Origin of the sequence: Streptacidiphilus cavernicola (assembly GCF_042510955.1) — a bacterium.
GTDB lineage: Bacteria > Actinomycetota > Actinomycetes > Streptomycetales > Streptomycetaceae > Streptacidiphilus > Streptacidiphilus cavernicola.
On sequence record NZ_JBHFAB010000004.1, the window covers coordinates 70,428 to 92,349 of the forward strand.

At 72.6% G+C, this 21,922-nt stretch carries 21 protein-coding genes; 15 read left to right on the top strand and 6 right to left on the bottom strand.

The window, feature by feature from the left end; all coding sequences use genetic code 11:
- Nucleotides 1–20: 20 nt before the first annotated feature.
- The 4 genes from ACEZDE_RS06610 (at nt 21) to ACEZDE_RS06625 (ending at nt 4,922) form a co-directional block, all read left to right on the top strand.
- Nucleotides 21–1,241 carry an energy-coupling factor transporter transmembrane component T gene (locus ACEZDE_RS06610; protein WP_380533463.1) on the top strand — a complete coding sequence of 407 codons (1,221 nt, stop codon included), beginning with the start codon at nt 21–23 and terminating at the stop codon, nt 1,239–1,241.
- Nucleotides 1,238–2,875, top strand: coding sequence for an ABC transporter ATP-binding protein (locus ACEZDE_RS06615; protein ID WP_380533465.1), 1,638 nt, complete (start codon nt 1,238–1,240; stop codon nt 2,873–2,875). Before ACEZDE_RS06610 ends, ACEZDE_RS06615 begins: the two co-directional genes overlap by 4 nt.
- Nucleotides 2,875–3,801, top strand: coding sequence for an ECF transporter S component (locus ACEZDE_RS06620; RefSeq protein ID WP_380533467.1), 927 nt, complete (start codon nt 2,875–2,877; stop codon nt 3,799–3,801). Before ACEZDE_RS06615 ends, ACEZDE_RS06620 begins: the two co-directional genes overlap by 1 nt.
- A 419-nt stretch (nt 3,802–4,220) precedes the next feature.
- Nucleotides 4,221–4,922, top strand: a complete 702-nt coding sequence (locus ACEZDE_RS06625; protein WP_380533469.1) for a hypothetical protein — start codon at nt 4,221–4,223, stop codon at nt 4,920–4,922.
- Between the two features lie 225 nt (nt 4,923–5,147).
- Here ACEZDE_RS06625 and ACEZDE_RS06630 read toward each other — a convergent pair whose 3' ends face one another.
- Nucleotides 5,148–6,317 (bottom strand): steroid 3-ketoacyl-CoA thiolase, encoded by a 1,170-nt coding sequence (locus ACEZDE_RS06630; protein WP_380533471.1) that lies wholly within the window; start codon nt 6,315–6,317, stop codon nt 5,148–5,150.
- 197 nt (nt 6,318–6,514) lie between these two features.
- Here ACEZDE_RS06630 and ACEZDE_RS06635 point away from each other — a divergent pair, with 197 nt between their 5' ends.
- From ACEZDE_RS06635 to ACEZDE_RS06645, 3 genes are all read left to right on the top strand, one after another.
- Nucleotides 6,515–7,747, top strand: coding sequence for a cytochrome P450 (locus tag ACEZDE_RS06635; RefSeq protein ID WP_380533472.1), 1,233 nt, complete (start codon nt 6,515–6,517; stop codon nt 7,745–7,747).
- A 119-nt stretch (nt 7,748–7,866) separates the two neighbouring features.
- A complete protein-coding gene (locus tag ACEZDE_RS06640) occupies nt 7,867–9,891 on the top strand; it encodes an MFS transporter (protein ID WP_380533473.1) in 2,025 nt (674 codons plus the stop codon).
- A 99-nt stretch (nt 9,892–9,990) separates the two neighbouring features.
- On the top strand, nt 9,991–11,139 hold the full coding sequence (locus ACEZDE_RS06645; RefSeq protein WP_380533475.1) for a peptidoglycan-binding domain-containing protein: 1,149 nt from the start codon (nt 9,991–9,993) through the stop codon (nt 11,137–11,139).
- Nucleotides 11,140–11,178: 39 nt separating this feature from the next.
- Here the strand turns inward: ACEZDE_RS06645 and ACEZDE_RS06650 are convergent, their stop codons facing one another.
- Nucleotides 11,179–11,763, bottom strand: coding sequence for a TMEM165/GDT1 family protein (locus tag ACEZDE_RS06650; RefSeq protein ID WP_380533477.1), 585 nt, complete (start codon nt 11,761–11,763; stop codon nt 11,179–11,181).
- Between the two features lie 316 nt (nt 11,764–12,079).
- On the opposite strand from ACEZDE_RS06650, the gene ACEZDE_RS06655 reads away from it, so the two are divergent.
- The 3 genes from ACEZDE_RS06655 to ACEZDE_RS06665 are packed head-to-tail and all read left to right on the top strand — an operon-like array spanning nt 12,080 to nt 14,170.
- Nucleotides 12,080–12,478 carry a hypothetical protein gene (locus ACEZDE_RS06655; RefSeq protein WP_380533479.1) on the top strand — a complete coding sequence of 133 codons (399 nt, stop codon included), beginning with the start codon at nt 12,080–12,082 and terminating at the stop codon, nt 12,476–12,478.
- 55 nt (nt 12,479–12,533) lie between these two features.
- Nucleotides 12,534–13,520: an aldo/keto reductase gene (locus ACEZDE_RS06660; RefSeq protein ID WP_380533481.1), complete on the top strand. Its 987-nt coding sequence runs from the start codon at nt 12,534–12,536 to the stop codon at nt 13,518–13,520.
- Between the two features lie 56 nt (nt 13,521–13,576).
- Nucleotides 13,577–14,170: a DUF1697 domain-containing protein gene (locus tag ACEZDE_RS06665; RefSeq protein WP_380533482.1), complete on the top strand. Its 594-nt coding sequence runs from the start codon at nt 13,577–13,579 to the stop codon at nt 14,168–14,170.
- Nucleotides 14,171–14,257: 87 nt separating this feature from the next.
- Here ACEZDE_RS06665 and ACEZDE_RS06670 read toward each other — a convergent pair whose 3' ends face one another.
- On the bottom strand, nt 14,258–14,701 hold the full coding sequence (locus ACEZDE_RS06670; protein ID WP_380533484.1) for a MarR family winged helix-turn-helix transcriptional regulator: 444 nt from the start codon (nt 14,699–14,701) through the stop codon (nt 14,258–14,260).
- A 159-nt stretch (nt 14,702–14,860) separates the two neighbouring features.
- Between ACEZDE_RS06670 and ACEZDE_RS06675 the strand changes: the two genes are divergently transcribed.
- Nucleotides 14,861–16,414, top strand: a complete 1,554-nt coding sequence (locus ACEZDE_RS06675) for a DHA2 family efflux MFS transporter permease subunit (protein WP_380533486.1) — start codon at nt 14,861–14,863, stop codon at nt 16,412–16,414.
- A gap of 142 nt (nt 16,415–16,556) precedes the next feature.
- Nucleotides 16,557–17,072: a putative immunity protein gene (locus tag ACEZDE_RS06680; RefSeq protein WP_380533487.1), complete on the top strand. Its 516-nt coding sequence runs from the start codon at nt 16,557–16,559 to the stop codon at nt 17,070–17,072.
- A gap of 89 nt (nt 17,073–17,161) precedes the next feature.
- Here the strand turns inward: ACEZDE_RS06680 and ACEZDE_RS06685 are convergent, their stop codons facing one another.
- The 3 genes from ACEZDE_RS06685 to ACEZDE_RS06695 all read right to left on the bottom strand — a co-directional run bounded on the left by ACEZDE_RS06685 (nt 17,162) and on the right by ACEZDE_RS06695 (nt 19,138).
- Complete coding sequence (locus tag ACEZDE_RS06685; RefSeq protein WP_380533489.1) at nt 17,162–17,713, bottom strand: methylated-DNA--[protein]-cysteine S-methyltransferase; 552 nt, start codon at nt 17,711–17,713, stop codon at nt 17,162–17,164.
- Nucleotides 17,714–17,717: 4 nt separating this feature from the next.
- Nucleotides 17,718–18,518, bottom strand: coding sequence for an SDR family oxidoreductase (locus ACEZDE_RS06690; RefSeq protein WP_380533491.1), 801 nt, complete (start codon nt 18,516–18,518; stop codon nt 17,718–17,720).
- Between the two features lie 77 nt (nt 18,519–18,595).
- Nucleotides 18,596–19,138: a GNAT family N-acetyltransferase gene (locus tag ACEZDE_RS06695; protein ID WP_380533492.1), complete on the bottom strand. Its 543-nt coding sequence runs from the start codon at nt 19,136–19,138 to the stop codon at nt 18,596–18,598.
- Nucleotides 19,139–19,201: 63 nt separating this feature from the next.
- Between ACEZDE_RS06695 and ACEZDE_RS06700 the strand changes: the two genes are divergently transcribed.
- The 3 genes from ACEZDE_RS06700 (at nt 19,202) to ACEZDE_RS06710 (ending at nt 21,904) form a co-directional block, all read left to right on the top strand.
- Nucleotides 19,202–19,357, top strand: coding sequence for a hypothetical protein (locus tag ACEZDE_RS06700; protein ID WP_380533494.1), 156 nt, complete (start codon nt 19,202–19,204; stop codon nt 19,355–19,357).
- 95 nt (nt 19,358–19,452) lie between these two features.
- Nucleotides 19,453–20,655 (top strand): elongation factor Tu, encoded by a 1,203-nt coding sequence (tuf, locus tag ACEZDE_RS06705; protein WP_380533496.1) that lies wholly within the window; start codon nt 19,453–19,455, stop codon nt 20,653–20,655.
- Nucleotides 20,656–20,761: 106 nt separating this feature from the next.
- Complete coding sequence (locus ACEZDE_RS06710; RefSeq protein ID WP_380533971.1) at nt 20,762–21,904, top strand: LLM class flavin-dependent oxidoreductase; 1,143 nt, start codon at nt 20,762–20,764, stop codon at nt 21,902–21,904.
- The last annotated feature ends 18 nt before the right edge of the window (nt 21,905–21,922 follow it).

Below are 21,922 nucleotides of genomic sequence, written 5' to 3' on the forward strand. Positions count from 1 at the left end.
GCCGAAAGCCGACGCCGACGATGCCGCTCCCGCCCACACCGCAGCGCCACCTGCACCCCGGTGCCTGGTGGCTCTGGGCGCTCGGTCTCGCCACCGCCGCCTCGCGCACGACCAACCCGCTGCTCCTGCTGCTGATCACCGCCGTCGCCGGATACGTCGTCGCCGTCCGCAGGACCGACGCGCCGTGGGCCCGCTCGTACAGCGTCTTCCTCAAGCTCGGCCTGCTGGTGCTGGCCCTCCGCATGGTGTTCTTCACCCTCCTCGGTTCGCCGATCCCCGGCACCCACATCCTGTTCACCCTCCCCGAACTGCCGCTCCCCTCCTGGGCCCCCGGGGTCCGCCTCGGCGGCCCGGTCAGCCTGGAGGGCCTGCTGTTCGCCCTCTACGACGCGATGAAGCTGGCCGTCCTGCTCGCCTGCGTGGGCGCGGCCAACGCCCTCGCCAACCCGGCCCGGCTGCTCCGCGCCCTCCCCGGCGCGCTCTACGAGGCGGGCGTCGCCGTGGTCGTCGCGCTCACCTTCGCCCCCAACCTGGTCACCGACGTCCAGCGGCTCCGCGCCGCCCGCCGCCTCCGTGGCCGCACCGAGCGGGGCGCGCGGGCGCTGCTCACCGTCGGCGTGCCGATCCTGGAGAGCGCCCTCGAACGCTCCGTCAGCCTGGCCGCCGCCATGGACACCCGCGGCTTCGGCCGCACCGCCGACGTCCCGCCCGCCGTCCGCCGCACCACAGCCGCACTCACCCTCACCGGCCTGCTCGGCATCTGCGTCGCCGCATACGGGCTGCTCGGCGCGGACGGCAGTGCCTGGGCGCTGCCGCTGCTCGGCGCGGGTGTCCTCGCCGCCACCACCGGGCTGCTGCTCGGCGGCAGACGGGCCGTCCGGACCCGCTACCGCCCCGACCCCTGGGCTCTGCGGGAGTGGCTGGTGGCAGGCTCGGGCATAGCCGTGGCCGCCGTGATGGTCAGCCTCGGACCCGCCTACGCCGACGCGCTCAACCCGCCGGCCGTGCCCCTCGCCGCGCCCGTGCTACCGCTGCTCCCCGCCGCCGCGATCCTGTTCGGCCTGCTCCCCGCCGTCGCCGCGCCCACTGTCCCCGCGCTCAGCGCACCCGCGCCTGCGCTCACTGCCCGTACGCCCGCCGCGCCCGCTGCAACTGCCGCACCCGCGACTCCTGCCGCGCCCGGCGCACCCGCGGCTCCCGCCGCACCCGCTTCCGCTCCCGTTCCGAAGGATGTCCGTTGATCACCTTCGAACAGGTCTCCATCACCTACCCCGGAGCCTCTCACCCGGCACTGACAAACGCCGATCTGACCGTCCCCGAGGGCGAGCTGTGCCTGCTCGTGGGGCCGTCCGGGTCCGGGAAGTCCACCCTGCTGGGCGCCGTCAGCGGCCTGGTCCCGCACTTCACCGGCGGTGTGCTGCACGGCAGGGTCACCGTGGACGGACGGGACACCCGCACCCACCGCCCGCGCGACCTGGCGGACATCGTCGGCACGGTCGGACAGGACCCGCTGGCCCACTTCGTCACCGACACCGTCGAGGACGAACTCGCCTACGGCATGGAGTCGCTCGGCCTGGCACCGGACGTGATGCGGCGTCGGGTCGAGGAGACCCTCGACCTGCTCGGCCTGGCCGAGCTCCGGGCCCGACCGCTGGCCACGCTCTCCGGGGGCCAGCAGCAGCGGGTCGCCATCGGCTCGGTGCTGACGGTGCATCCGAAGGTGCTGGTGCTGGACGAGCCGACGTCAGCGCTGGACCCGGGCGCGGCGGAGGAGGTGCTCGCCGTGCTGCAACGCCTGGTCCACGACCTGGGGACGACCGTCCTGCTGGCCGAACACCGGCTGGAGCGGGTGGTCCAGTACGCCGACCAGGTCATCCTGCTGGAGGCCCCGGGGACGCCGCCGCGGATGGGCGACACCGCCGGGATCATGGCCGTCTCCCCGGTCCACCCGCCGGTGGTGGCCCTGGGCCGGGCGCTGGGCTGGTCCCCGCTCCCCCTCTCGGTCCGCGACGCCCGCCGCCGGGCGGGCACGCTGCGCGACCGGCTCGCCGAACTGACCCCCACACCGCCCGCCGCCCCCGCCGACGCGCCGCCCCCGCCCGTCGCCACCGTCACCGCGCTGGCCGTGCGGCGGGGCGGGGTCGAGGCGCTGCGCCGGATCGACCTGACCCTCCGTCCCGGCGGGATCACCGCCCTGATGGGGCGCAACGGCTCCGGCAAGTCCACCCTGCTCGGCGCACTCGTCGGCCTGCACGCCCCCGCCTCCGGCCGGATCGACGTCGGCGGCCTCACCCCGCACCGCGCCAAGCCCGTCGCGCTCCTCGCCCACGTCGGCCTGGTCCCGCAGGAGCCCCGCGACCTGCTCTACTGCGACAGCGTCCAGGCCGAGTGCGCCGCCGCCGACAGCGACACCCAGTCAGCCCCCGGTACCTGCCGTGACCTGGTGGAACGGCTGATCCCCGGAATCCCGGACGACATCCACCCGCGCGACCTCTCCGAGGGCCAGCGGCTCACCCTCGCCCTCGCCGTGATCCTCACCGCGCGCCCCGCGCTGATCCTGCTGGACGAGCCCACCCGCGGCCTCGACTACGCCGCGAAAGCGCGACTTGTCGACATCCTCCGTGGGCTGGCTGCGGAAGGCCACGCCGTCCTGCTCGCCACCCACGACGTGGAACTCGCCGCCGAGCTGGCCCACCGCACGGTGATCATCGCCGAGGGCGAGGTGGTCGCCGACGGACCGACGCCCGAGATCGTGGTCTCCTCCCCCGCGTTCGCGCCGCAGGTCGCCAAGGTCCTCAACCCGGCCCCGTGGCTGACCGTCCGCCAGGTCACCGACGCGCTGCGCGCCGCAGACGCACGGGAGGGGGGTGCCTGATGAGCGACGCGACCGCCCGCCCCGCCCTCCTCCCGGAGGGCGCCGCCCTCGCCCGGCCCGTCCCGCTCGGCCGCCGCTCCACGGCCGTGCTGCTGATCGTCTCCGCCATCGGCGTGGTCGCCTTCGGCTGGCCGCTGCTCGCGTCCCCCGGCTCCGGTCTGGCCCACTCCGGCGACGCTCCCTGGCTGTTCGCCGCGCTGCTGCCGCTGCTGCTCGCGGTGGTCGTCGCCCAGATCGCCGAGGGACGGATCGCCACCGGCGGCCAGGCCGGTCTTGAGGCCAAGTCCATCGCCCTGCTCGGCGTCCTCGCCGCGGCCGGTGCCGCCCTGCGTCCGCTCGGCGCGGGCACCGCCGGTCTGGAGCCGACCTTCTTTCTGATGGTGCTGTCCGGACGGGTCCTCGGCCCCGGCTTCGGCTTCGTCCTCGGCAATGTCTCGCTGTTCGCGTCCGCGCTGCTCACCGGCGGTGTCGGACCGTGGCTGCCGTTCCAGATGCTCGCCATGGGCTGGGTCTGCCTCGGCGCGGGCCTGCTCCCGGGCCCGGCCACCCTGCGCGGACGCCGCGAGCTGTGGCTGCTGGCGGTGTACGGCGCGGGTGCGGCCGAGCTGTACGGGCTGGTGATGGACCTTCAGGGCTGGCCCTACATCGCCGGGCTCGGCAACAGCATCTCCTTCGTCCCCGGCGACCCCTTCGGCGCCAACCTGGCCCGGTTCCTGACCTACCACTTCACCACCGCGCTGGGCTGGGACATCCCCCGCAGCGTGCTCACCGCCGTACTGTGCTTCACCCTCGGCCACCCGCTGCTCGCCGCGCTCCGCCGCGCCTCCCGCCGCGCGGCCTTCGCCGCGCCGGTCGCCTTCGCCCCCGAGGGCGCAGCCGAAGCTGCCGACTCTGCCGGTCCTGAGGCCGGGACCGGCGCAACCTGAGCGGGGTCGGCCTTCGCCGTACCAGCGGCTCACGCGCCGTCTCGCGCCTCCGGCGCACTGCAGCCAACTACGCGGAGGCGGTGTCGGGCACGGCTCCGTCGCCGGGTGTCGGCAGCGCGGGCGGTATCGGCAGCTTGGGGCCCCGAGGCGTTCGAGGTCCCCGCTACCGGAACGTTCCTGCAACGACGGAGCCGGATTCCTGCCCCGCTTGTCACCGTTGCCGGGTACGAGCCCGCAGCGTAGAAACGGCGCTTGGCCATCGCCCCGCCGCCGCGCAGTTGGCCGCAGTGCGCCGGAGGCGCGAGACGGCGCACCCGCCGCTCTACGGCGAAGGCCGACCCCACCCACCCCGCGCCGCGCTGACCCGCACCGTAAACCCCCTGGCCAGGACCCCACCCCGGCTGCCTAGGCTGATCGTTATGACGTCGGCCCCCAATAACCACCGCCCCCGCTCCCACCCCCACCCCCTGCTCGCGCTGCTGCTCGACGCCGCCGACGGGCGGTTCCCTGCGGCGGACGGCGCGGTGACGGTCATGCCGGGACTGGGGCGCGGTCTGGAGTGCGCAACGGCGTTCACCGGACACGCGGTGATCGCCACCGCCCTGTCCGACGCCGCCGTACAGGCCCAGCAGCCGGACGGGTTCGGCGGCTCGATGGCACCCGACTTCCTGCGCTGGATCGCCGGGCCGGACGGCTGGATCGGTTCGATCGACAACGTCCTGGTCGCCCGCGGCACCGGCGGCCCGCCCCAGCTCCTCCCGGACGACACCGCAGCAGCGGACCCCACCACCGGCCCTGCCGGCACCGGCACCGCGCACCGTCTGCGCTACGCCCGCGAGGTCCGCGAGAACGTCCAGGTCTACGGCGACAAGCGCGGGCTGGTGATCCTCGCCGCAGGGGTCGCCGGGCGGCGCGAGCTGAGCATCGAGGCCGCACCGGAGGGGGTGGGGCAGGGGTGGGGCCGGTCGCTGCTCGCCGACGCGCTGACGGTGCTGCCGCCCGACGAGCCGGTGTTCGCCGCCGTGGCACCGGGGAACGCCCGCTCCCTGCGGGCGTTCCTAGCCACCGGCTTCGCCCCGATCGGCAGCGAGGTCCTGATCCGCCCCCAGCCCCGTCCCTAGCGCAGCGCATCCCGCCCCGGCACCCGACCGCCGCCAGCCGAGCGCCACCGCCCCCCGCATCGGCATCGGCATCGGCATCGGCATCGGCATCGGCGAAGCGGGAGACCTTCACCCGGGAATTCCCCCGGGCGCGGAAGTGCGCGCCCCACACGCCCGCTCCCGCACCCGGGGTTCCCCTCGGCCGACGCCACCCCGCGCCCGCCCGTCTCAGAGCGCTGCAGGATCTCAGAGCCGCTGCAGGATCGTCCCCGTCGCCAGCGCGCCGCCCGCGCACATCGTGACCAGGGCGAACTCCTTGTCCGCGCGCTCCAGCTCATGCAGTGCCGTGGTGATCAGCCGGGCGCCGGTGGAGCCGACCGGGTGGCCCAGGGCGATCGCGCCGCCGTTGACGTTGACCTTGGCCATGTCGGCGTCCATCACCTGGGCCCAGGAGAGCACCACCGAGGCGAAGGCCTCGTTGATCTCCACCAGGTCGATGTCGGCGAGCCGCATCCCGGCCTTGCCGAGCACCGCCCGGGTCGCGTCGATCGGGCCGTCCAGGTGGTAGTGCGGGTCGGTGCCGACGACCGCCTGGGCGACGATACGGGCGCGCGGTACGAGTCCGAGCGCCTTCGCCGCGCGCCGGGAGGCCCACATCACCGCGGCCGAGCCGTCCGAGATCTGCGACGACGTCCCCGCGGTGTGGATCGCCGCGGGCATCACCGTGCGCAGCCCGGCCAGCGCCTCCATGGACGTGTCCCGGAGCCCCTCGTCCCGGTCGAACAGCCGCCACATCCCCTGCCCGGCCAGCTGCTCCGCCTCCGTGGTCGGGACCTGGACGGCGTAGGTCTCGCGCTTGAAGCGCTCCTCGGCCCAGGCGTGGGCGGCCCGTTCCTGCGACATCACACCGAGGGTGTCCAGGTCGGTGCGAGTGAGCCCGCGCCGCCGGGCGATCCGTTCGGCGGCCTCGAACTGGTTCGGCAGGTCGACGTTCCACTCGTCCGGGAACGGGCGTCCCGGCCCGTGCACGGAGGCGGAGCCGAGCGGGACCCGGGACATCGACTCGACGCCGCAGGCGATGCCGACGTCGATCACGCCCGCCGCGACCATGTTGGCGACCATGTGGTTGGCCTGCTGCGAGGACCCGCACTGGCAGTCGACCGTGGTGGCGGCCACCTCGTAGGGCAGGCCCATCGCCAGCCAGGCGTTGCGCGCCGGGTTCATCGACTGCTCGCCGGCGTGGGTGACGGTCCCGCTGACGATCTGCTCGACCACGTCGGGCTGCACGCCGGTACGGGCGAGCAGCTCGCGGAAGGTCTCCCCGAGCAGGTAGGCGGGATGGAGGTTGGCGAGGGCTCCGCCTCGCTTGCCGATGGGGGTGCGCACTGCTTCGACGATGACGGGTTCAGCGGCCATGACTCGCCCTCCGGAAGCCCCGCGGCCCCTCTCGGGCCCGCCGGGGAGAACTGATACGCGTTCTAGTTCTGGCCCCCTTTGTATTCGCCCCTCGCAGGTGCGCGCAAGGCTCTTGCGCGCACTAGAACGTGTTACTACCGTCAGGAGGCAGATCTGACGCGTCGTCAGCTGACGCGCCGGTAACCCTGGAGGCCCCGATGACCTGCCCGGCCCTGCCCGACGGCTTCGACTTCACCGATCCCGACCTGAACCAGCAGCGGGTGCCCCTCCCTGAGTTCGCCCTGCTGCGGCGCACCGAGCCGGTGCGCTGGATACCCCAGCCGCACGGGACCACCGGCTTCGACGACGGGGGCTACTGGGCCGTCACCCGGCACGCGGACGTCAAGGAGGTGTCGGTCCACCCGGAGCTGTTCTCCTCCACCGTCAACACCGCGATCATCCGCTTCAACCCGCAGATCGACCGGGACGGGATCGACAGCCAGAAGCTGATCATGCTCAACATGGACCCGCCGGAGCACACCCGGCTGCGCCAGATCGTCCAGCGCGGCTTCACCCCGCGCGCCATCAACGCCATGGAGCAGGCACTGCGCGAACGGGCCGAGCGGATCGTCGCGACCGCGCGGGCCGAGGGCCGGGGCGACTTCGTCCGCGACATCGCCTGCGAGCTGCCGTTGCAGGCCATCGCCGAGCTGATCGGCGTCCCGCAGCAGGACCGGGCGAAGATCTTCGACTGGACCAACAAGATGGTCGCCTACGACGACCCCGAGCTCGGCGTCAGCCAGGAGACCGGGATGGAGTCGGCGATCGAGCTGATGACGTACGCGATGGGGATCGCCGAGGAGCGCAAGGGCTGTCCGGCACACGACATCGTCACCCAGCTGGTCAACGCCGAGGGGCAGGGCAACCTCGGCTCGGACGAGTTCGGCTTCTTCGTGCTGCTGCTCGCCGTGGCCGGCAACGAGACCACCCGCAACGCCACCAGCCACGGGATGCACGCGCTGCTGACCGACCCGGAGCAGTGGGAGCTCTACAAGGAGCAGCGTCCGCGCACCGCCGCCGACGAGATCGTCCGCTGGGCCACCCCGGTGATGGCCTTCCAGCGCACCGCCACCCAGGACACCGAACTCGGCGGGGTGAAGATCGCCGCGGGCCAGCGCGTCGGGATCTTCTACAGCTCGGCCAACAACGACACCGACGTGTTCGACCGCCCGGAGCGGTTCGACATCCTCCGCGACCCCAACCCGCACCTCGGCTTCGGCGGCGGCGGTCCGCACTTCTGCCTCGGCGCCAACCTGGCCCGGCTGGAGCTGGACCTGATCTTCAACGCCATCGCCGACACCGTCCCCGGCATCCGGCTCACCGGCGAGCCGCGGCGGCTGCGCTCGGCCTGGCTGAACGGCGTCAAGGAACTCCCGGTCAGCTACGCGTAGCGGATCGCGGCAGCTGGCGCGCCACCACCTGACGGGTAGCCCGTTCGGCCTCCCGGGCGGGCAGGGACCGCTCTCCGCTGAAAACCTGATGGCCAGTCCACCAGGCAGCGGAGGGGTCGATGGCCCAGCAGCAGGCAACGGCAGGCACGGCGGACATGCCGCCGATCGAGGAGAACTCGGGGCGGGTCCGGCTGGTCTTCCTCGGCGTGATGCTGGGGATGTTCCTGGCCGCCCTCGACCAGACCATCGTCTCCACCGCGCTGCCCACCATCGTGGGCGACCTCGGCGGCGCCAACCACCTCTCCTGGGTGGTCACCTCCTACATGCTGGCCGCCACCGCGACCACCCCGCTCTGGGGCAAGCTCGGCGACCTCTTCGGCCGCAAGTACGTCTTCATCATCTGCATCGTCATCTTCCTGATCGGCTCGGCGCTCTGCGGGATCTCGCAGAACATGCTGCAGCTGATCATGTTCCGGGCGCTGCAGGGCCTCGGCGGCGGCGGGCTGATGGTGCTGGCGATGGCGGTCATCGCGGACGTGGTCCCGCCCCGCGACCGGGGCCGGTACCAGGGCGTGATCGGCGCGGTCTTCGGCGTCTCCTCGGTGGTCGGCCCGCTGCTCGGCGGCTTCCTGGTGGACAACCTGAACTGGCGCTGGGTCTTCTACGTCAACCTGCCGGTCGGCGTCGTCGCGCTGTTCGTGATCGCCACCGCGCTCAAGGCGAAGAACCCCGACGTCCGACCGAAGATCGACTACCTGGGCACGCTGCTGCTGGCCGCCGCGTCCACCTGCCTGGTGCTGATCACCAGCCTCGGCGGCACCACCTGGGCCTGGAACTCGATCGAGGTCTGGGGCTGCGGGATCGGCGCGGTCGTCCTGATCGCCGCGTTCATCCTGGTGGAGCAGCGGGTCGACGAGCCGGTGCTGCCGCTGCGGATGTTCCGGAACCGGGTCTTCACCATCTGCTCCGGCATGGGCTTCGTGATCGGCCTGTGCATGTTCGGCGCGCTGTCCTACATCCCGCTCTACATGCAGGTGGTCAACGGCAGCTCGCCGACCATCTCCGGGCTGCGGCTGCTGCCGATGATGGCGGGTCTGCTGGTGACCTCGATCGGCACCGGGCAGCTGATCAGCAGGACCGGCAAGTACAAGATCTACCCGATCATCGGCACCGCGCTGACCGTGGTCGCGCTGGTGCTGCTGGCCCAGGTGGACGACACCACCAGCAGCACCGTCATGGGCCTCTACATGCTGCTGCTCGGCGCCGGTCTCGGCCTGGTGATGCAGGTGCTGATCATCGCGGTGCAGAACTCGGTGGACTACTCCGACCTGGGCACCGCCACCTCGGGGGTGACCTACTTCCGCTCCATCGGCGGCTCGTTCGGCGCGTCCATCTTCGGCACGGTGCTCAACAACAAGCTGAACTCCAACATCACCAAGGCGCAGCAGGACGGGACCCTCTCCCGGGCCTTCCCGGTGCAGCGGGTGCTGGAGAACCCGACCATCGTGCAGAAGGCCCCGGCCCCGCAACGGGCGCTGCTGGAACCGTTCCTGCACATCTACGCGGTCTCGCTGCAGACGGTCTACCTGGTCGCGGCGGCGATCGCGGTGGTGGCCTTCCTGCTCGCGCTGTTCCTGCGGGAACTGCCGCTGCGCACCGCCAACCGCACCGCGCAGCAGGGCGAGGCGGCCGGGCTGCCGACCTTCCGCACCTCGGCCGAGGAGATCGAGGGCATGGTCACCCGACTCTCCAGCCGGGAGAACGTCTGGGAGCGCTACGGCCGGGCGATCGAGAAGTCCGGCGTGGACATCAGCGTGCCGCAGGCGTACGGGCTGTTCCGGCTGCACCACGCGGGGCCGATCAGCGAGGAGGAGATCTGCCGCCGCAACAAGGTCTCGGTGACCGAGATCCGGCCGAAACTGGACGCCATGGTCGCGTCCGGACGGATCGCCAGGGACCCGGACGGGCTGCTCCGGCTGACGCCCGAGGGCGACGAGGTGGTCCAGAAGCTGAACGCGGCCCGACTGGCGCTGCTGAACGAGAAGTTGGAGGGCTGGTCGCCGGAGCAGCACGCCGATCTGGTGGCCATGCTGAAGGAGCTGGCCGACAACTCCATGGATGCGCCGGGGCAGGTGCTGTCCTGACCGGTTCCGGTCGGAACCGGTCAGGAGTGGACCCGACTGCCCACCCGCACTGTTGTCCTGCATAATCGGTCACCGTTCGACTGATCCGTGGAGGGGAAGATGGCGGGGCAGCTCTGCGGTAGATGCGGCGGGTCGCTGGGACGCGGCGGGTGCGGGTGCCCGCCCCGCGGCGAGAGCCGGACACCGGGGCCGGGACGGGAGTCCGGGCCGGGCTACGGACCCGGCTTCGGGACCGGTCACGACGCCCAGGACGAGCCGACCGCGATCATCCCGATCCTCGACGCCCCCGAGCTGGTCCGGCCCTACATCACCCCCACCGAGGTGATCGACGCCGAGGTGCTGGAGGACGACGCCGACCCGGCGTACGGGCCTTACGGGGGGTCGGTGGTGCCGGGGATCGACGCCCCGCACACCGTCCGCTCCTCCCGGGCCCGGGTGCTGGCGGGACAACTGGTGGGCACGCCCGGCGAGGCCGCGGAAGGGCCGGGGGCGCCCGGCCGACGCGGCGTCAGCCGCCGTGCCGCGGCAGCGGGTACGGCCGCCGTCTCTGCCGCCGCGTCCACCGAGCTGGTGCCGCGCGACCCGGGGACGGTGGCGGCGGTCCAGGGCCTGCCGGGGCACCGCGGCCCCCGCCGGGGGCGGGCCCGCCGGGCGGCCGTGATCGCCGCGGGCGCCCTCACCGTGGCCGGCCTCGGCACCGCGGCGGCGCTGGCGCCGAGCCTGCTCAGCGGCGGCGGCACCGACCGGGCGCAGCCGCAGCCGGGGATGACCCTGGCCCTGCCGACAGCAGGACCGGACACCGCCACCGGCACCTCGAAGGCCCCCGCCGCGGTCCGCCCCAGCGCGTCCGCCCCGGCGTCGCAGGCCGCGACACCCGCCAGGAGCGCGACCGGACGGCCCAGCGGGTCCGCGAGCAGCGCGCCGAGCAGCCAGGCTCCGCACGGCAACGCCCCGAACAACCCGCCCAGCCCGACCGCCACCAGCGGACAGCCGAGCCCGACGGTCGGCCCGAACGCCGCCTCGCAGACCCTCCAATTGGGTGACACCGGCACCGCCGTGGCCACCCTGCAGGGTGAACTCAGCCAGCTGTGGATCGACCGCGACCTCCCGGCGAACGGCACCTTCGACGCCCGTACCCAGCAGGACGTCGCGGCCTTCCAGGTCTGGTACGGCGTGCGGGGCGACCCGACCGGGGTGTTCGGCCCGAATTCCCGGGCCCGGATGAACCAGCTGTTCCACCACCACTGAGCCGGACGGCGGTGGTCGGTCAACCCGGCCCCGCCGTGGTCAGCCCGCGATCGCGCCGATCAGGCTGACCACGGCCATCACGATCATCACCCCGGCCGCGACCTTGGTGATCACGTGCAGCGGGACGTGCTTCATCAGCTTCTGCCCGCCCACGATCGCGATCCCGGCGACCGCGCACAGCGCCAGCCAGGAGCCGAGGAACACCGACAGCGGGTCGCTGTACTTGGCGGCCAGGTTGGCGGTGGTGATCTGGGTCAGGTCGCCGAACTCGGCGATCAGCACCATCAGGAAGCCGGTGCCCGCGACCCGCCAGAACCCGGTGGAGGAGGGCTCCTTCACCGCTTCGTCGTCCTCGTCGCCGTCCTTCTGCAGCAGCAGCATCAGCGCGCCGCCGAGGAACAGCAGGCCGACCACGGCCTCGACCCAGCGGTGCGGGAGCAGCGCGAGCAGGCTGCCCGCCGCGATGGCCAGGGCCACCTGGACCGCGAAGGCGGCGGCGATGCCGGTGAAGACGTAGCTCGCCCGGTAGCGGGTGCCCAGCACCAGGCTGGCCAGGGCGGTCTTGTCGGGCAGCTCGGCCAGGAAGATGATGCCGAAGGTGATCGCTGCGACAGTGATGCTCACGTCAGTGACGTCCTTGAAGGTCGGAGGTCCTACCGCACCTTCATGATCCGTCCCACGGGTCGCTTCGGCGCGGCAGGACCCGTGGGTGCGGAAAAGAACAACCAGCGGATACTGCGGCGGCCGAAGGTCTCACCAGCACCGCTCACACGGTGCCCCGGGCGCCGGGCGGTCCTCGCGCTGTGCGGAGGGCCTGCCAGTATGTCGACGGTCCGGTGGGGGCTACTCCCCTTCGATCGTGCGCCATCCTACCGGAGGAACCGTGCGCGGATCGAACGCGTCGATATCCGATGTCAGCACTTATGGGGGAGAATCGATCATGCGTACCAACATCCGCCGCACCACCACCGCACTCACCGTCACCGGGGTCGCCCTCGGCGCGCTGCTGCTCGGCGACGGGACGGCCTTCGCCAAGTCGACGATCGGGCTGACCGTCTCGTCCCACTCGCTGCGGGTGGGCCAGTCGGTCCGGGTCACCGGCAGCGGCGGGGACGACTCGGTCCTCTACACCTACACCTGTGTGGACAGCAGGGTCGGCTCCGGCAGCTGGCACGCCGTCAGCTGCTCCAGCAAGCCGTACCGTTCGGTCACCGTGTCGGTCCGGGCCACCAGGCGCGGCACGCTCTCCTTCCGGACCCGGCTGCTCGGCGCCCGGTCCACCACCGGACCGCGCCGGCTGGACCGGGTCTCCGCCCCGACAACGGTCGTGGTTCACTGATCGTTTTTCCCGGACGCCCTCGACAACACGGCCGTGTCGGGGTGAGGGTGGGCGCATGGAGTACACCTCACTCGGCCGCACCGGCCTGTCCGTTTCCCGTCTGTGCCTGGGCACCATGAACTTCGGCCCGCTCACCAACGAGGCCGACGCCCACCAGATCATGGACGCGGCGCACCAGCAGGGCATCAACTTCTTCGACACCGCGAACGTCTACGGGTGGGGAGAGAACAAGGGCCACACCGAGGAGATCATCGGCACCTGGTTCGCCCAGGGCGGCGGGCGCCGCGAGCGCACCGTCCTCGCCACCAAGCTCTACGGCAGCCTGGCTGCCGACCCCAAGGACAACTGGCCCAACCACGACAAGCTGTCGGCGCTGAACATCCGCCGCGCCGTCGACGCCAGCCTGAAGCGGCTGCAGACCGACTACATCGACGTCTACCAGATGCACCACGTCGACCGGGACACCCCGTGGGACGAGATCTGGCAGGCGATGGAGGTCCTGGTCGCCCAGGGGAAGATCCTCTACGTGGGCAGCAGCAACTTCGCCGGTTGGCACCTCGCCACCGCGCAGGGCGCCGCCGCCAGGCGGAACTTCCTCGGCCTGGTCGCCGAGCAGTCCCTCTACAACCTGATGTCGCGCACCGTGGAGCTGGAGGTGCTGCCTTCGGCGCAGTACCACGGGCTCGGCGTCATCCCCTGGTCGCCGCTGGCCGGCGGCCTGCTCGGCGGCGTGCTGCGCAAGGCCGGCGAGCAGGGCGGCCGGAGCGCCGCCAGGGCGGAGAAGCTGTCGTCCGCCGAGCGGGAGAAGCTGCAGGCGTACGAGGACTTCGCCGACAAGCTCGGCGTCGAGCCGGGCACCCTCGCCCTCGGCTGGCTGCTGCACCAGCCGGCCGTGACCGCGCCGATCATCGGCCCGCGCACGGCGGACCAGCTGGACACCGCCCTCAAGGCGCTGGACGTGAAGCTGGACCAGGAGGCACTGGACCGGCTGGACGAGATCTTCCCCGGCCACCGCACCGCCCCGGAGGACTACGCCTGGTAACAGGCGGGTGCGGGTGCTGCTCGGTAGGGTGCTCAGGACGAGAGGACTGAGCACCCATGCCGAGGACGACGACACGCAGCGGCGGGACCGGTGCCGCGCCCGGCGGCGAGACCTGGATCGCGTTCCTGCGCGCGGTCAACGTCGGCGGGCGCAAGGCGCCGATGGCGCAGGTGCGGGAGCTGTTCGCCGGGCTCGGGCTGGGCGCGGTCCGCAGCTACATCGCCAGCGGCAACGTCTTCTTCACCGCACCGGAGCCGGTGGACCGGGCCGCGCTGACCCTGGCCATCGAGGACGCCCTGGAGCAGGGCCTGGGCTTCGACGTCACGGTGATGCTGCGCACCGCGACGGAGCTGGAGGCGGCGCTGCGGGCGGCCCCCTTCGACCAGGTCGAGGTCACCCCCGAGGTGCGGCTGAGCGTGGTGTTCCTGTCCGCCCCGCTGACCGGCGTGACCTTCCCGCAGCGCTCGCCCAAGGGCGACTGGGAACTACTGGGGGCGACCGACGGGGAGGCCTTCGTGGTCATCCGGCTGGAGCAGGGCAGGCTGGGCGGCAACCCGATCGCGATGCTGGAGAAGACCTACCAGGTCCGGGCGACCGCGCGGTTCTTCCACACCGCCGACAAGATCCTGACCGCGGCCCGCGCGTCCTGACCGTTCGTCAGTCCGGCTGGGCCGGGCCGCAGTTCTCGGCCGGGTCGCACCTCCGAGGCTGGCCGCACCTCCGAGCCGGACCGCAGGTCAGACGCCCTGGGCGTCGATGGTCTCGCGGATCAGGGCCAGCAGCTCGCGCAGCCGGGCCCGGTCGTCGGCGTCCAGGCCGCCGGTCGCGACGGCCAGCGCGTCCCGGTCGACCGCCTCCGCGTCCAGGTGGCGGGCCCGGCCCGACTCGGTGAGGGCGACCAGGAACGCCCTGCGGTCGACCGGGTGCCGGACCCGCTCCACCAGGCCGTCCCGCTCCAGCCCGTCCACCACGCTGGTGGTGGTCCTGGCGGCGATCCCCAGCATCTCGCCCAGGTCCCGCATCCGCAGCGGCTCCGGCGCGGCGGCGAGCATCCGCAGGGCCCGCAGCCGGGCGACGGACGCGCCGTGGACGCGCAGCCGGGCGTCCACGTAGGTGCGCAGCCGGGTGGTGGTGACGAAAAGCTCGTCCACCAAGGCGTCGCTGCTGCCGGGTCCCTTCATCCGCGGACCCTCCAATCTTGTGAGCCGCCACATAGTGAGTAAGCTCAGTATGTACGCCAGATCTGACAGTGCCGTCACGATCATCTCCCACGTGCTCACAGGACTGGTCCCCCCATGGCTCACCGCCGTCGACTCAGCCAACGTGTCGTCGTCCCCGTCATGTTCGTCTCCACCGTCTTCATGGTCATCGTCGACGGCGCCATCACCACCGTCGCGCTGCCCGCCATCGCCCGTCAGTTCCACCTCGCCCCGTCCGGCCTGGACGGCGTGGTCGTCGTCTATCCGGTCTGCGTCGGCGTGACCGTCCCTGCCTCGGCCTGGCTGGTCGACCGGCTCGGCGGCAAGCGGGTGCTGCTCGGCTCGATGGCGCTGTTCTCGCTGTTCTCCGCACTCTGCGGCTCGGCCGCCGACCCGTCCCAACTGGTGCTGTTCCGGGCGCTCCAGGGCCTGTCCGGCGGGCTGCTGATGCCGGTGGCCGGGACGCTGCTGTTCCGCACCTTCTCGGCCGGCGAACGGGTCCGCGCCTCCCGGATCATGATCTTCCCCCAGCAGATCGCCCCCGCACTGGCCCCGATCCTCGGCGGCGTCCTGGTGGACGGGCTCTCCTGGCGCTGGGTCTTCTACGTCAACCTGCCGCTGGGGCTGCTCGCGGTCGGCTTCGGCCTGCTCTTCCTGGACCACCACGGCGAGGACGACCACCGCCTCCGCCCGAAGGCCGCCCGCTTCGACCTGCCCGGACTGCTGCTCTCCGCCGCCGGGCTCGCCTCGCTGACCTACGGGGTGTGCTCCGGCGCGGCGCGCGGCTGGACCTCCCCCGTCATCGTCGCCACGCTGGCGGCCGGGACGGTGCTGCTCACCGCCACCGTCCTGGTCGAACTCCGCACCAGGGAACCGCTGCTGAGGCTGCGTCTGTTCCAGAACCGGCTGTTCCGTGACTTCAACCTGGTCACCCTGGTCGGGAACGTGCCGTTCATGGGCGCGATGTTCCTCGGCCCGCTGTTCATCCAGGGCCCGCTGGGCGGCACCGCGCTGGACTCGGGCACCAGCACCTGCACCGAGGCGTTCGGCGTCCTGCTGACGGTCCAGGTGGCCGGGATCCTCTACGCCAGGATCGGGCCGCGGGTCATCGTCGGCACCGGCCTGGTCGGCGTCGGCGGCGTCCTGGCCCTGCTGTCCACCTGCGACCTCGGCACCGGCCTGTGGACCTTCCGGCTCTACATGTTCCTGCTCGGCGTGGCGATGGGCGGGGTGTTCATGCCGACCACAGTGGCCACGCTCAGCACCGTGGACAGGGAGGACATGGGCCAGGCGACCACCCTCAACACCGTGGTCCGGCAGGTGTCGGGGGCGCTGGCCCCGGCCCTGGTCACCACCCTGCTGGTGGGCGGCGCGGTCGCCGCGGCGAGCAGCGGCGCGATCGGCTCGGGCGGCGGGGCCGGGACGAGTGGAGGGCCCGCCGGTACCGGCGGGCCCTCGGTGGCCGCCTACCAGCACACTTATCTGTTCCTCGCGGTGCTCTCGGTCGCGGCGGGGGTCTACGCCTTCACCCTCCGCGACAGCGCGGCTCGCAGCGCGGCAGGCGGCCGACTCCCGCAGCAGCGGGACCAGGCGGAGCCGACGGGGCAGACAGGGCAGACGGGATCGGCCGGGCCGACGGGTCCAGCGGAGCCGACGGTCGAGGAGGCCGCCGGCTCTGCCTCCCCGGCCTACTGAGTGAGCGTTCACTCGCCGTAGGGTTCTGGCGAGCACTCTGGATCACCCCCTGCGCCAGGCGGCTGACCGGGGCGCCGGGGCACCCCGCAGCGAGTGGTGCCGATGCACGCAGGGCCGATCCGCGCAGGAAGGACTGCACGTCATGATCCTCCCGAAGGTCCGGGACCCCCGCTTCGTGACGATCCGCCGTGGTGGGACTCTCACCGATGCGGATCACCGTCTCCTCGCCCTGTGGGCTGCCTCGTGTGCGGAGCACGTCCTCGGCCTGTTCGAGTCGGCCCGGCCCGGGGACCCGCGGCCACGCCAGGCGATCGAGCATGCGCGGGCATGGGTGCGCGGCGAGGTCACGATGACGCAGGCTCGCGCGGCGGGCGGCCATGCGATGGGGGCAGCCAGGGACCTGCGCGGGGCGGCACGGCATGCCGCGTACGCCGCCGGCCAGGCGGGGGCGGTCGCCCATGTCGCCGCTCACGAGCTCGGCGCGGCGGCCTACGCGATCAAGGCGGCACGTGCGGCGGCGCCGGAAGGCGAGAGCGAGACCGCGGGACGAATCGAGTGCCAGTGGCAGCGCGATCAGCTCCCGGAGGCGATCCGCGAGCTCGTACGTGACGACCAGCGGCTGCGCAACGCCATCTGCTGGTCGGTGTTCGACTGCTGAAGCCGAACCTTGCCCGGCCTCTCGTGGTGAGTGGGCGCCCACTCACCCCAGTCATCTCACCCCCGCCTACCAGGTCAGTGAGCGCCCACTCACCCAGGCCCGTTCCAGTCCAGGGTCGGCTCCAGCACGCCCTCCAGGGTGAGCAGCCAGCGCTTGACTTCCATCCCCACCGCTCCCCCGCCGAACCCGCCGATGCCGTCCGCCGCGACCACGCGGTGGCACGGCACCAGCAGGAACACCGGGTTGGAGCCCATGATCGACCCCACCGCCCGCGCGGCGAGCCCGCCCTGAGCCGCCTCCTCCTCGAAAACCCCGCTGCGCGACGCCAGTTGACCGTAGGTGATGGTCTCGCCGAAGCCCACGGTGCGGTGCAGGGTCTGCAGCACCGCGCGCTGCGGGCCCGAGGTGGACCGCCAGTCGACCGGCAGGTCGAACTCCCGGCGGCGGCCCGCGAAGAACTCCGCGAACCGCTCGGTCACCAGTGCCGCCTTGCCCTCGTCGGCGGCCCGCAGGACGTCCCCGCCGGGCGGCACGCCGTGACCAGCGTCGAAGGACGCCGCCACCACCCCGTCCGCGGTGACGCCGACCCGGACCGGGCCGCTGGGCAGCGGCGTGGGGACGGTGAACCAGGAGACCGCCATCGCGTCAGTGCGCCTGCCCGCTCGGCCGGACCACCACGGAGTTGACCTCCACACCGGCCGGCTGCCCCAGCGCCCAGACCACGGCGTCGGCGATGTGCTCGGCGGTCAGCGTCGGGCCGGACGGGATCGTCCCGGCCGGGTGGCTGCCCCAGAACGGGGTGTCCACTCGGCCCGGTGCGATCAGGGTGACCCCCACGCCGGAGCCGGTGACCAGCACCCGGGCGTTCTCGGCGAGCGAGGTCAGCGCCGTCTTGGAGACCGAGTACATGTTGCCCGGGGTGTTCTTGATCCCCGCGGTGCTGCCGATCAGCACGATCCGGCCGCCGCTCCGGGTCAGCGCCGGGAGCGCGGCCTTGATCAGGACGGCCGGGCCGAGGACGTTGACCAGCAGCATCTCGCGCCACTGGTCCGGGTCGCCGTCGGCGAGGTTGTCATGGGTGGAGAATCCGGCGTTGGCGATCACGCCGTCCAGCCGTCCGAACTCCTTGACCGTGGCGTCCACCGCGGCCCGGACCGCGGCGAAGTCGGTGGTGTCGGCGGCGACCGGGAACAGGGCGTCGGGTCCCGCGCCGAGGGTCGCCGCGAAGTCATCCAACCGCGCCTGGTCGCGTCCGGTGACGGCGACCCGGTGCCCGGCCGCCAGCAGCCGTCCGACCGTGGCCGCGCCGATGCCGCTGGCCCCGCCGGTGATCAGCGTGACCGGACTCTCCCCGGCCGCCGTGCTGGTGCCGGTGCTGCTGCGGGTGCTGGCGCTGCCGGTGCTGCTGGCGCTGACACCGCTGCCGGTGCCGCTGCTGGCGCTCATCGTTCCCCCTGGATCATGGATGTGCCTTCCGCTCCGATTCTGCCCCACCGCGCCGGGGCGACCGCCCGGCGGCCCGCCTACCAGACGTCGCCCTCGCGCCAGTCGCAGGTCAGCCCGGCGAACAGGTCGAAGCCCAGGTCCACGTCCAGGACGTACACCCCGCCGTCGTCCTCCGGGGTCCTGACAATCCCGGCGGGGGTGCGGACCGAGGTCGGGCCCAGCCACTGCTGCCAGCCCCTGGCCCGGTAGAAGCCGATCGCGCGGCGAGAACTGCTCAGCGCGCCCAGCGCGTAGTCGCCGGACTCCAACTCCCGTTCCACCGCGTCCATCAGCAGTGCGCCGAGGCCGCTGCCCTGACGGTCCGGCCGGACCGCCACCGCCTCGACGTACCCGGTGAGCAAGGTGATGCCCTGGGTGGACAACTGACGCTCCACCACCGAGCCGTGGCCGACCAGCTCGCCGTCCTCGCGGAGCAGCACATGCACTCCGCCGAGGGCGTGCGCCCAGTCGTCGTCCGAGAACCGTCCGTCGAACGCCGCGTCCAGCAGCGGGCGCAGGGCCCGCAGCGTCGCGGCGTCCGGACTCCTGGTGACCATTGCCTCGACCCCGGACTCACTCATCCGCCCATCCTCGCACCGGAAAAACCAGTCGCGCAGCAGTGCCGGGCCAGGGAGGATGGCGGCATGTCCAGCTACGTCATCGCCCGGAAGCCCGCAGTCGCGGGCGCGATGACCGCTGCCCCGGCACCCGCCGCAGCCTCCGCAGTCGCCATGCCCGCGGCTGCCACCGCGGCCGCAGCGGCACCCGCTGCCGCGCGGTTCGACGGCGCGCGACGCTGACCTTCCCCGGGATGTCCCGGGACCTCGGACGGGGAAGGTCGGCCCGTCCCTGAGGTCCCCCCACACGTCTCGCAGAGCCGGGAAACCAGTCAGCCATGTCCAAGAACCCGTCCAAGAGCAGCTACCTGCGCACCAAGCCGCACCTCAACATCGGCACCATGGGCCATGTCGACCACGGCAAGACCACCCTGACCGCCGCCATCACCAAGGTCCTCGCCGACCGCGGCACCGGCAGCTTCGTCCCGTTCGACCGGATCGACCGCGCCCCGGAGGAGGCCGCCCGCGGCATCACCATCAACATCGCCCACGTCGAGTACGAGACCGAGACCCGGCACTACGCCCACATCGACATGCCCGGTCACGCCGACTTCATCAAGAACATGATCACCGGCGCGTCCCAGCTGGACGGGGCGATCCTGGTCGTGTCCGCGCAGGACGGCGTGATGCCGCAGACGGCCGAGCACGTGCTGCTGGCCCGTCAGGTCGGCGTCGAGCACGTCGTGGTGGCCCTCAACAAGGCCGACGTCGGCGACCCCGAGCTGCTGGACCTGGTCGAGCTGGAGGTCCGCGAGCTGCTCACCGCCCAGGGCTACCCGGGCGCGGAGCTGCCGGTGGTCCGGGTGTCCGGCCTGCGCGCGCTGGCCGGCGACCCGGTCTGGACGGCCGCGCTGGGCGAGCTGCTGGACGCCGTGGACACCCACGTCCCGACGCCGGTCCGCTACACCGACGCGCCGTTCCTGCTCCCGGTGGAGAACGTGCTCACCATCACCGGGCGCGGCACGGTCGTCACCGGGGCGGTGGAGCGCGGCCGGGTCCGGATGGGCGACCGGGTGGACGTGCTGGGCCTCGGCGACGGCCTGACCTCGGTGGTCACCGGCCTGGAGACCTTCGGGCATCCGATGGAGTACGCGGAGGCCGGGGACAACGTGGCGCTGCTGCTGCGCGGGGTGCAGCGCGGCCAGGTCCGCCGGGGCCAGGTGGTGGCCGCGCCGGGCAGCATCAGCACCCACACCGGGTTCACCGCCAGGGTGTACCTGCTGGGCAGCGCCGAGGGCGGCCGGCGCACGCCGGTCGGCACCGGCTACCGCCCGCAGTTCTACCTGCGGACCGGTGACGTGGTCGGCGACGTCGAGTTGCTCGGCGAGGCGGCGGTGGCGGGCCTGGCGCGTCCCGGCGAGACCGTCGACCTGGCGGTGCGGCTGGGCCGCCCGGTCCCGCTGGAGCCCGGCCTCGGCTTCGCCGTCCGCGAGGGCGGCCGCACGGTCGGTGCGGGCAGCGTCACCGCGCTGCTGGACTGAGCGGGTCCCGGCCGGGGTCGGACGTCCGGGAATGGTTCCGGCCTGTCCTTCGTTACGGAAGTAGTTCAAGCTTCAACTACTACCACGAGGGCAGGCCGGCACCATGATGCAGTTCGGGATCTTCTCGGTCGGGGACATCACCGTCGACCCCACCAACGGGACCAGGCCGAGCGAGCACGAGCGGATCAAGGCCATGGTGGCCATCGCGCTCAAAGCCGAGGAGGTCGGCCTGGACGTCTTCGCCACCGGCGAGCACCACAACCCGCCGTTCGTCCCGTCCTCCCCCACCACCATGCTCGGGCACATCGCGGCCCGCACCGAGAACCTGGTCCTGTCCACCTCGACCACGCTGATCACCACCAACGACCCGGTGAAGATCGCCGAGGACTACGCCATGCTGCAGCACCTCGCCGACGGCCGGGTGGACCTGGTGCTGGGCCGCGGCAACACCGGCCCGGTCTACCCGTGGTTCGGCAAGGACATCCGCGAGGGCATCAACCTCGCGGTGGAGAACTACGCGCTGCTGCGCGAGCTGTGGACCAAGGAGGTGGTCGACTGGCAGGGCCGCTTCCGCACCCCGCTGCAGGGCTTCACCGCCACCCCGCGTCCACTGGACGGCGTGCCGCCGTTCGTCTGGCACGGCAGCATCCGCAGCCCGGAGATCGCCGAGCAGGCCGCGTACTACGGCGACGGCTTCTTCCACAACAACATCTTCTGGCCCAAGGAGCACACCCAGCAGCTGATCGCGCTCTACCGGGCCCGCTTCGCGCACTACGGCCACGGCACCCCGGAGCAGGCGATCGTCGGCCTCGGCGGCCAGGTCTTCATGAGGAAGAACTCCCAGGACGCGGTCCGCGAGTTCCGCCCCTACTTCGACAACGCCCCCGTCTACGGGCACGGTCCCTCGCTGGAGGACTTCACGGCCGACACCCCGCTGACCGTGGGCAGCCCGCAGCAGGTGATCGAGCGCACCCTCGCCTTCCGCGACCACTTCGGCGACTACCAGCGGCAGTTGTTCCTGATGGACCACGCCGGGCTGCCGCTGAGGACGGTGCTGGAGCAGCTCGACATCCTCGGCGAGGAGGTCGTGCCGGTGCTGCGCCGCGAGTTCGCGATCGGCCGCCCGGCCGACGTCCCGGACGCGCCGACCCACGCGGCGCGGGTGGCCGCGACGACTGCGGCGGCTGCGGCGACGGCTGGGGCGACGGCGTCCGGAGACGCCACCGCCGTTGCCGCCACTGTGATCTGACACTCAATCAAGCAAGGG

Excerpts from the sequence above, each read along its gene's own strand:
- ACEZDE_RS06610 (WP_380533463.1), top strand. The coding sequence starts at position 21 with ATGCCGCTCCCGCCCACACCGCAGCGCCACCTGCACCCCGGTGCCTGG.
- ACEZDE_RS06625 (WP_380533469.1), top strand. The coding sequence starts at position 4,221 with ATGACGTCGGCCCCCAATAACCACCGCCCCCGCTCCCACCCCCACCCC.
- ACEZDE_RS06700 (WP_380533494.1), top strand. The coding sequence starts at position 19,202 with ATGTCCAGCTACGTCATCGCCCGGAAGCCCGCAGTCGCGGGCGCGATG.
- ACEZDE_RS06645 (WP_380533475.1), top strand. The coding sequence starts at position 9,991 with ATGGCGGGGCAGCTCTGCGGTAGATGCGGCGGGTCGCTGGGACGCGGC.
- ACEZDE_RS06690 (WP_380533491.1), bottom strand. The coding sequence starts at position 18,518 with ATGAGCGCCAGCAGCGGCACCGGCAGCGGTGTCAGCGCCAGCAGCACC.
- ACEZDE_RS06630 (WP_380533471.1), bottom strand. The coding sequence starts at position 6,317 with ATGGCCGCTGAACCCGTCATCGTCGAAGCAGTGCGCACCCCCATCGGC.
- ACEZDE_RS06695 (WP_380533492.1), bottom strand. The coding sequence starts at position 19,138 with ATGAGTGAGTCCGGGGTCGAGGCAATGGTCACCAGGAGTCCGGACGCC.
- ACEZDE_RS06635 (WP_380533472.1), top strand. The coding sequence starts at position 6,515 with ATGACCTGCCCGGCCCTGCCCGACGGCTTCGACTTCACCGATCCCGAC.
- ACEZDE_RS06655 (WP_380533479.1), top strand. The coding sequence starts at position 12,080 with ATGCGTACCAACATCCGCCGCACCACCACCGCACTCACCGTCACCGGG.
- ACEZDE_RS06685 (WP_380533489.1), bottom strand. The coding sequence starts at position 17,713 with ATGGCGGTCTCCTGGTTCACCGTCCCCACGCCGCTGCCCAGCGGCCCG.
- ACEZDE_RS06680 (WP_380533487.1), top strand. The coding sequence starts at position 16,557 with ATGATCCTCCCGAAGGTCCGGGACCCCCGCTTCGTGACGATCCGCCGT.
- ACEZDE_RS06665 (WP_380533482.1), top strand. The coding sequence starts at position 13,577 with ATGCCGAGGACGACGACACGCAGCGGCGGGACCGGTGCCGCGCCCGGC.
- ACEZDE_RS06710 (WP_380533971.1), top strand. The coding sequence starts at position 20,762 with ATGCAGTTCGGGATCTTCTCGGTCGGGGACATCACCGTCGACCCCACC.
- ACEZDE_RS06620 (WP_380533467.1), top strand. The coding sequence starts at position 2,875 with ATGAGCGACGCGACCGCCCGCCCCGCCCTCCTCCCGGAGGGCGCCGCC.
- ACEZDE_RS06640 (WP_380533473.1), top strand. The coding sequence starts at position 7,867 with ATGGCCCAGCAGCAGGCAACGGCAGGCACGGCGGACATGCCGCCGATC.
- ACEZDE_RS06660 (WP_380533481.1), top strand. The coding sequence starts at position 12,534 with ATGGAGTACACCTCACTCGGCCGCACCGGCCTGTCCGTTTCCCGTCTG.
- ACEZDE_RS06670 (WP_380533484.1), bottom strand. The coding sequence starts at position 14,701 with ATGAAGGGACCCGGCAGCAGCGACGCCTTGGTGGACGAGCTTTTCGTC.
- tuf (WP_380533496.1), top strand. The coding sequence starts at position 19,453 with ATGTCCAAGAACCCGTCCAAGAGCAGCTACCTGCGCACCAAGCCGCAC.
- ACEZDE_RS06675 (WP_380533486.1), top strand. The coding sequence starts at position 14,861 with ATGTTCGTCTCCACCGTCTTCATGGTCATCGTCGACGGCGCCATCACC.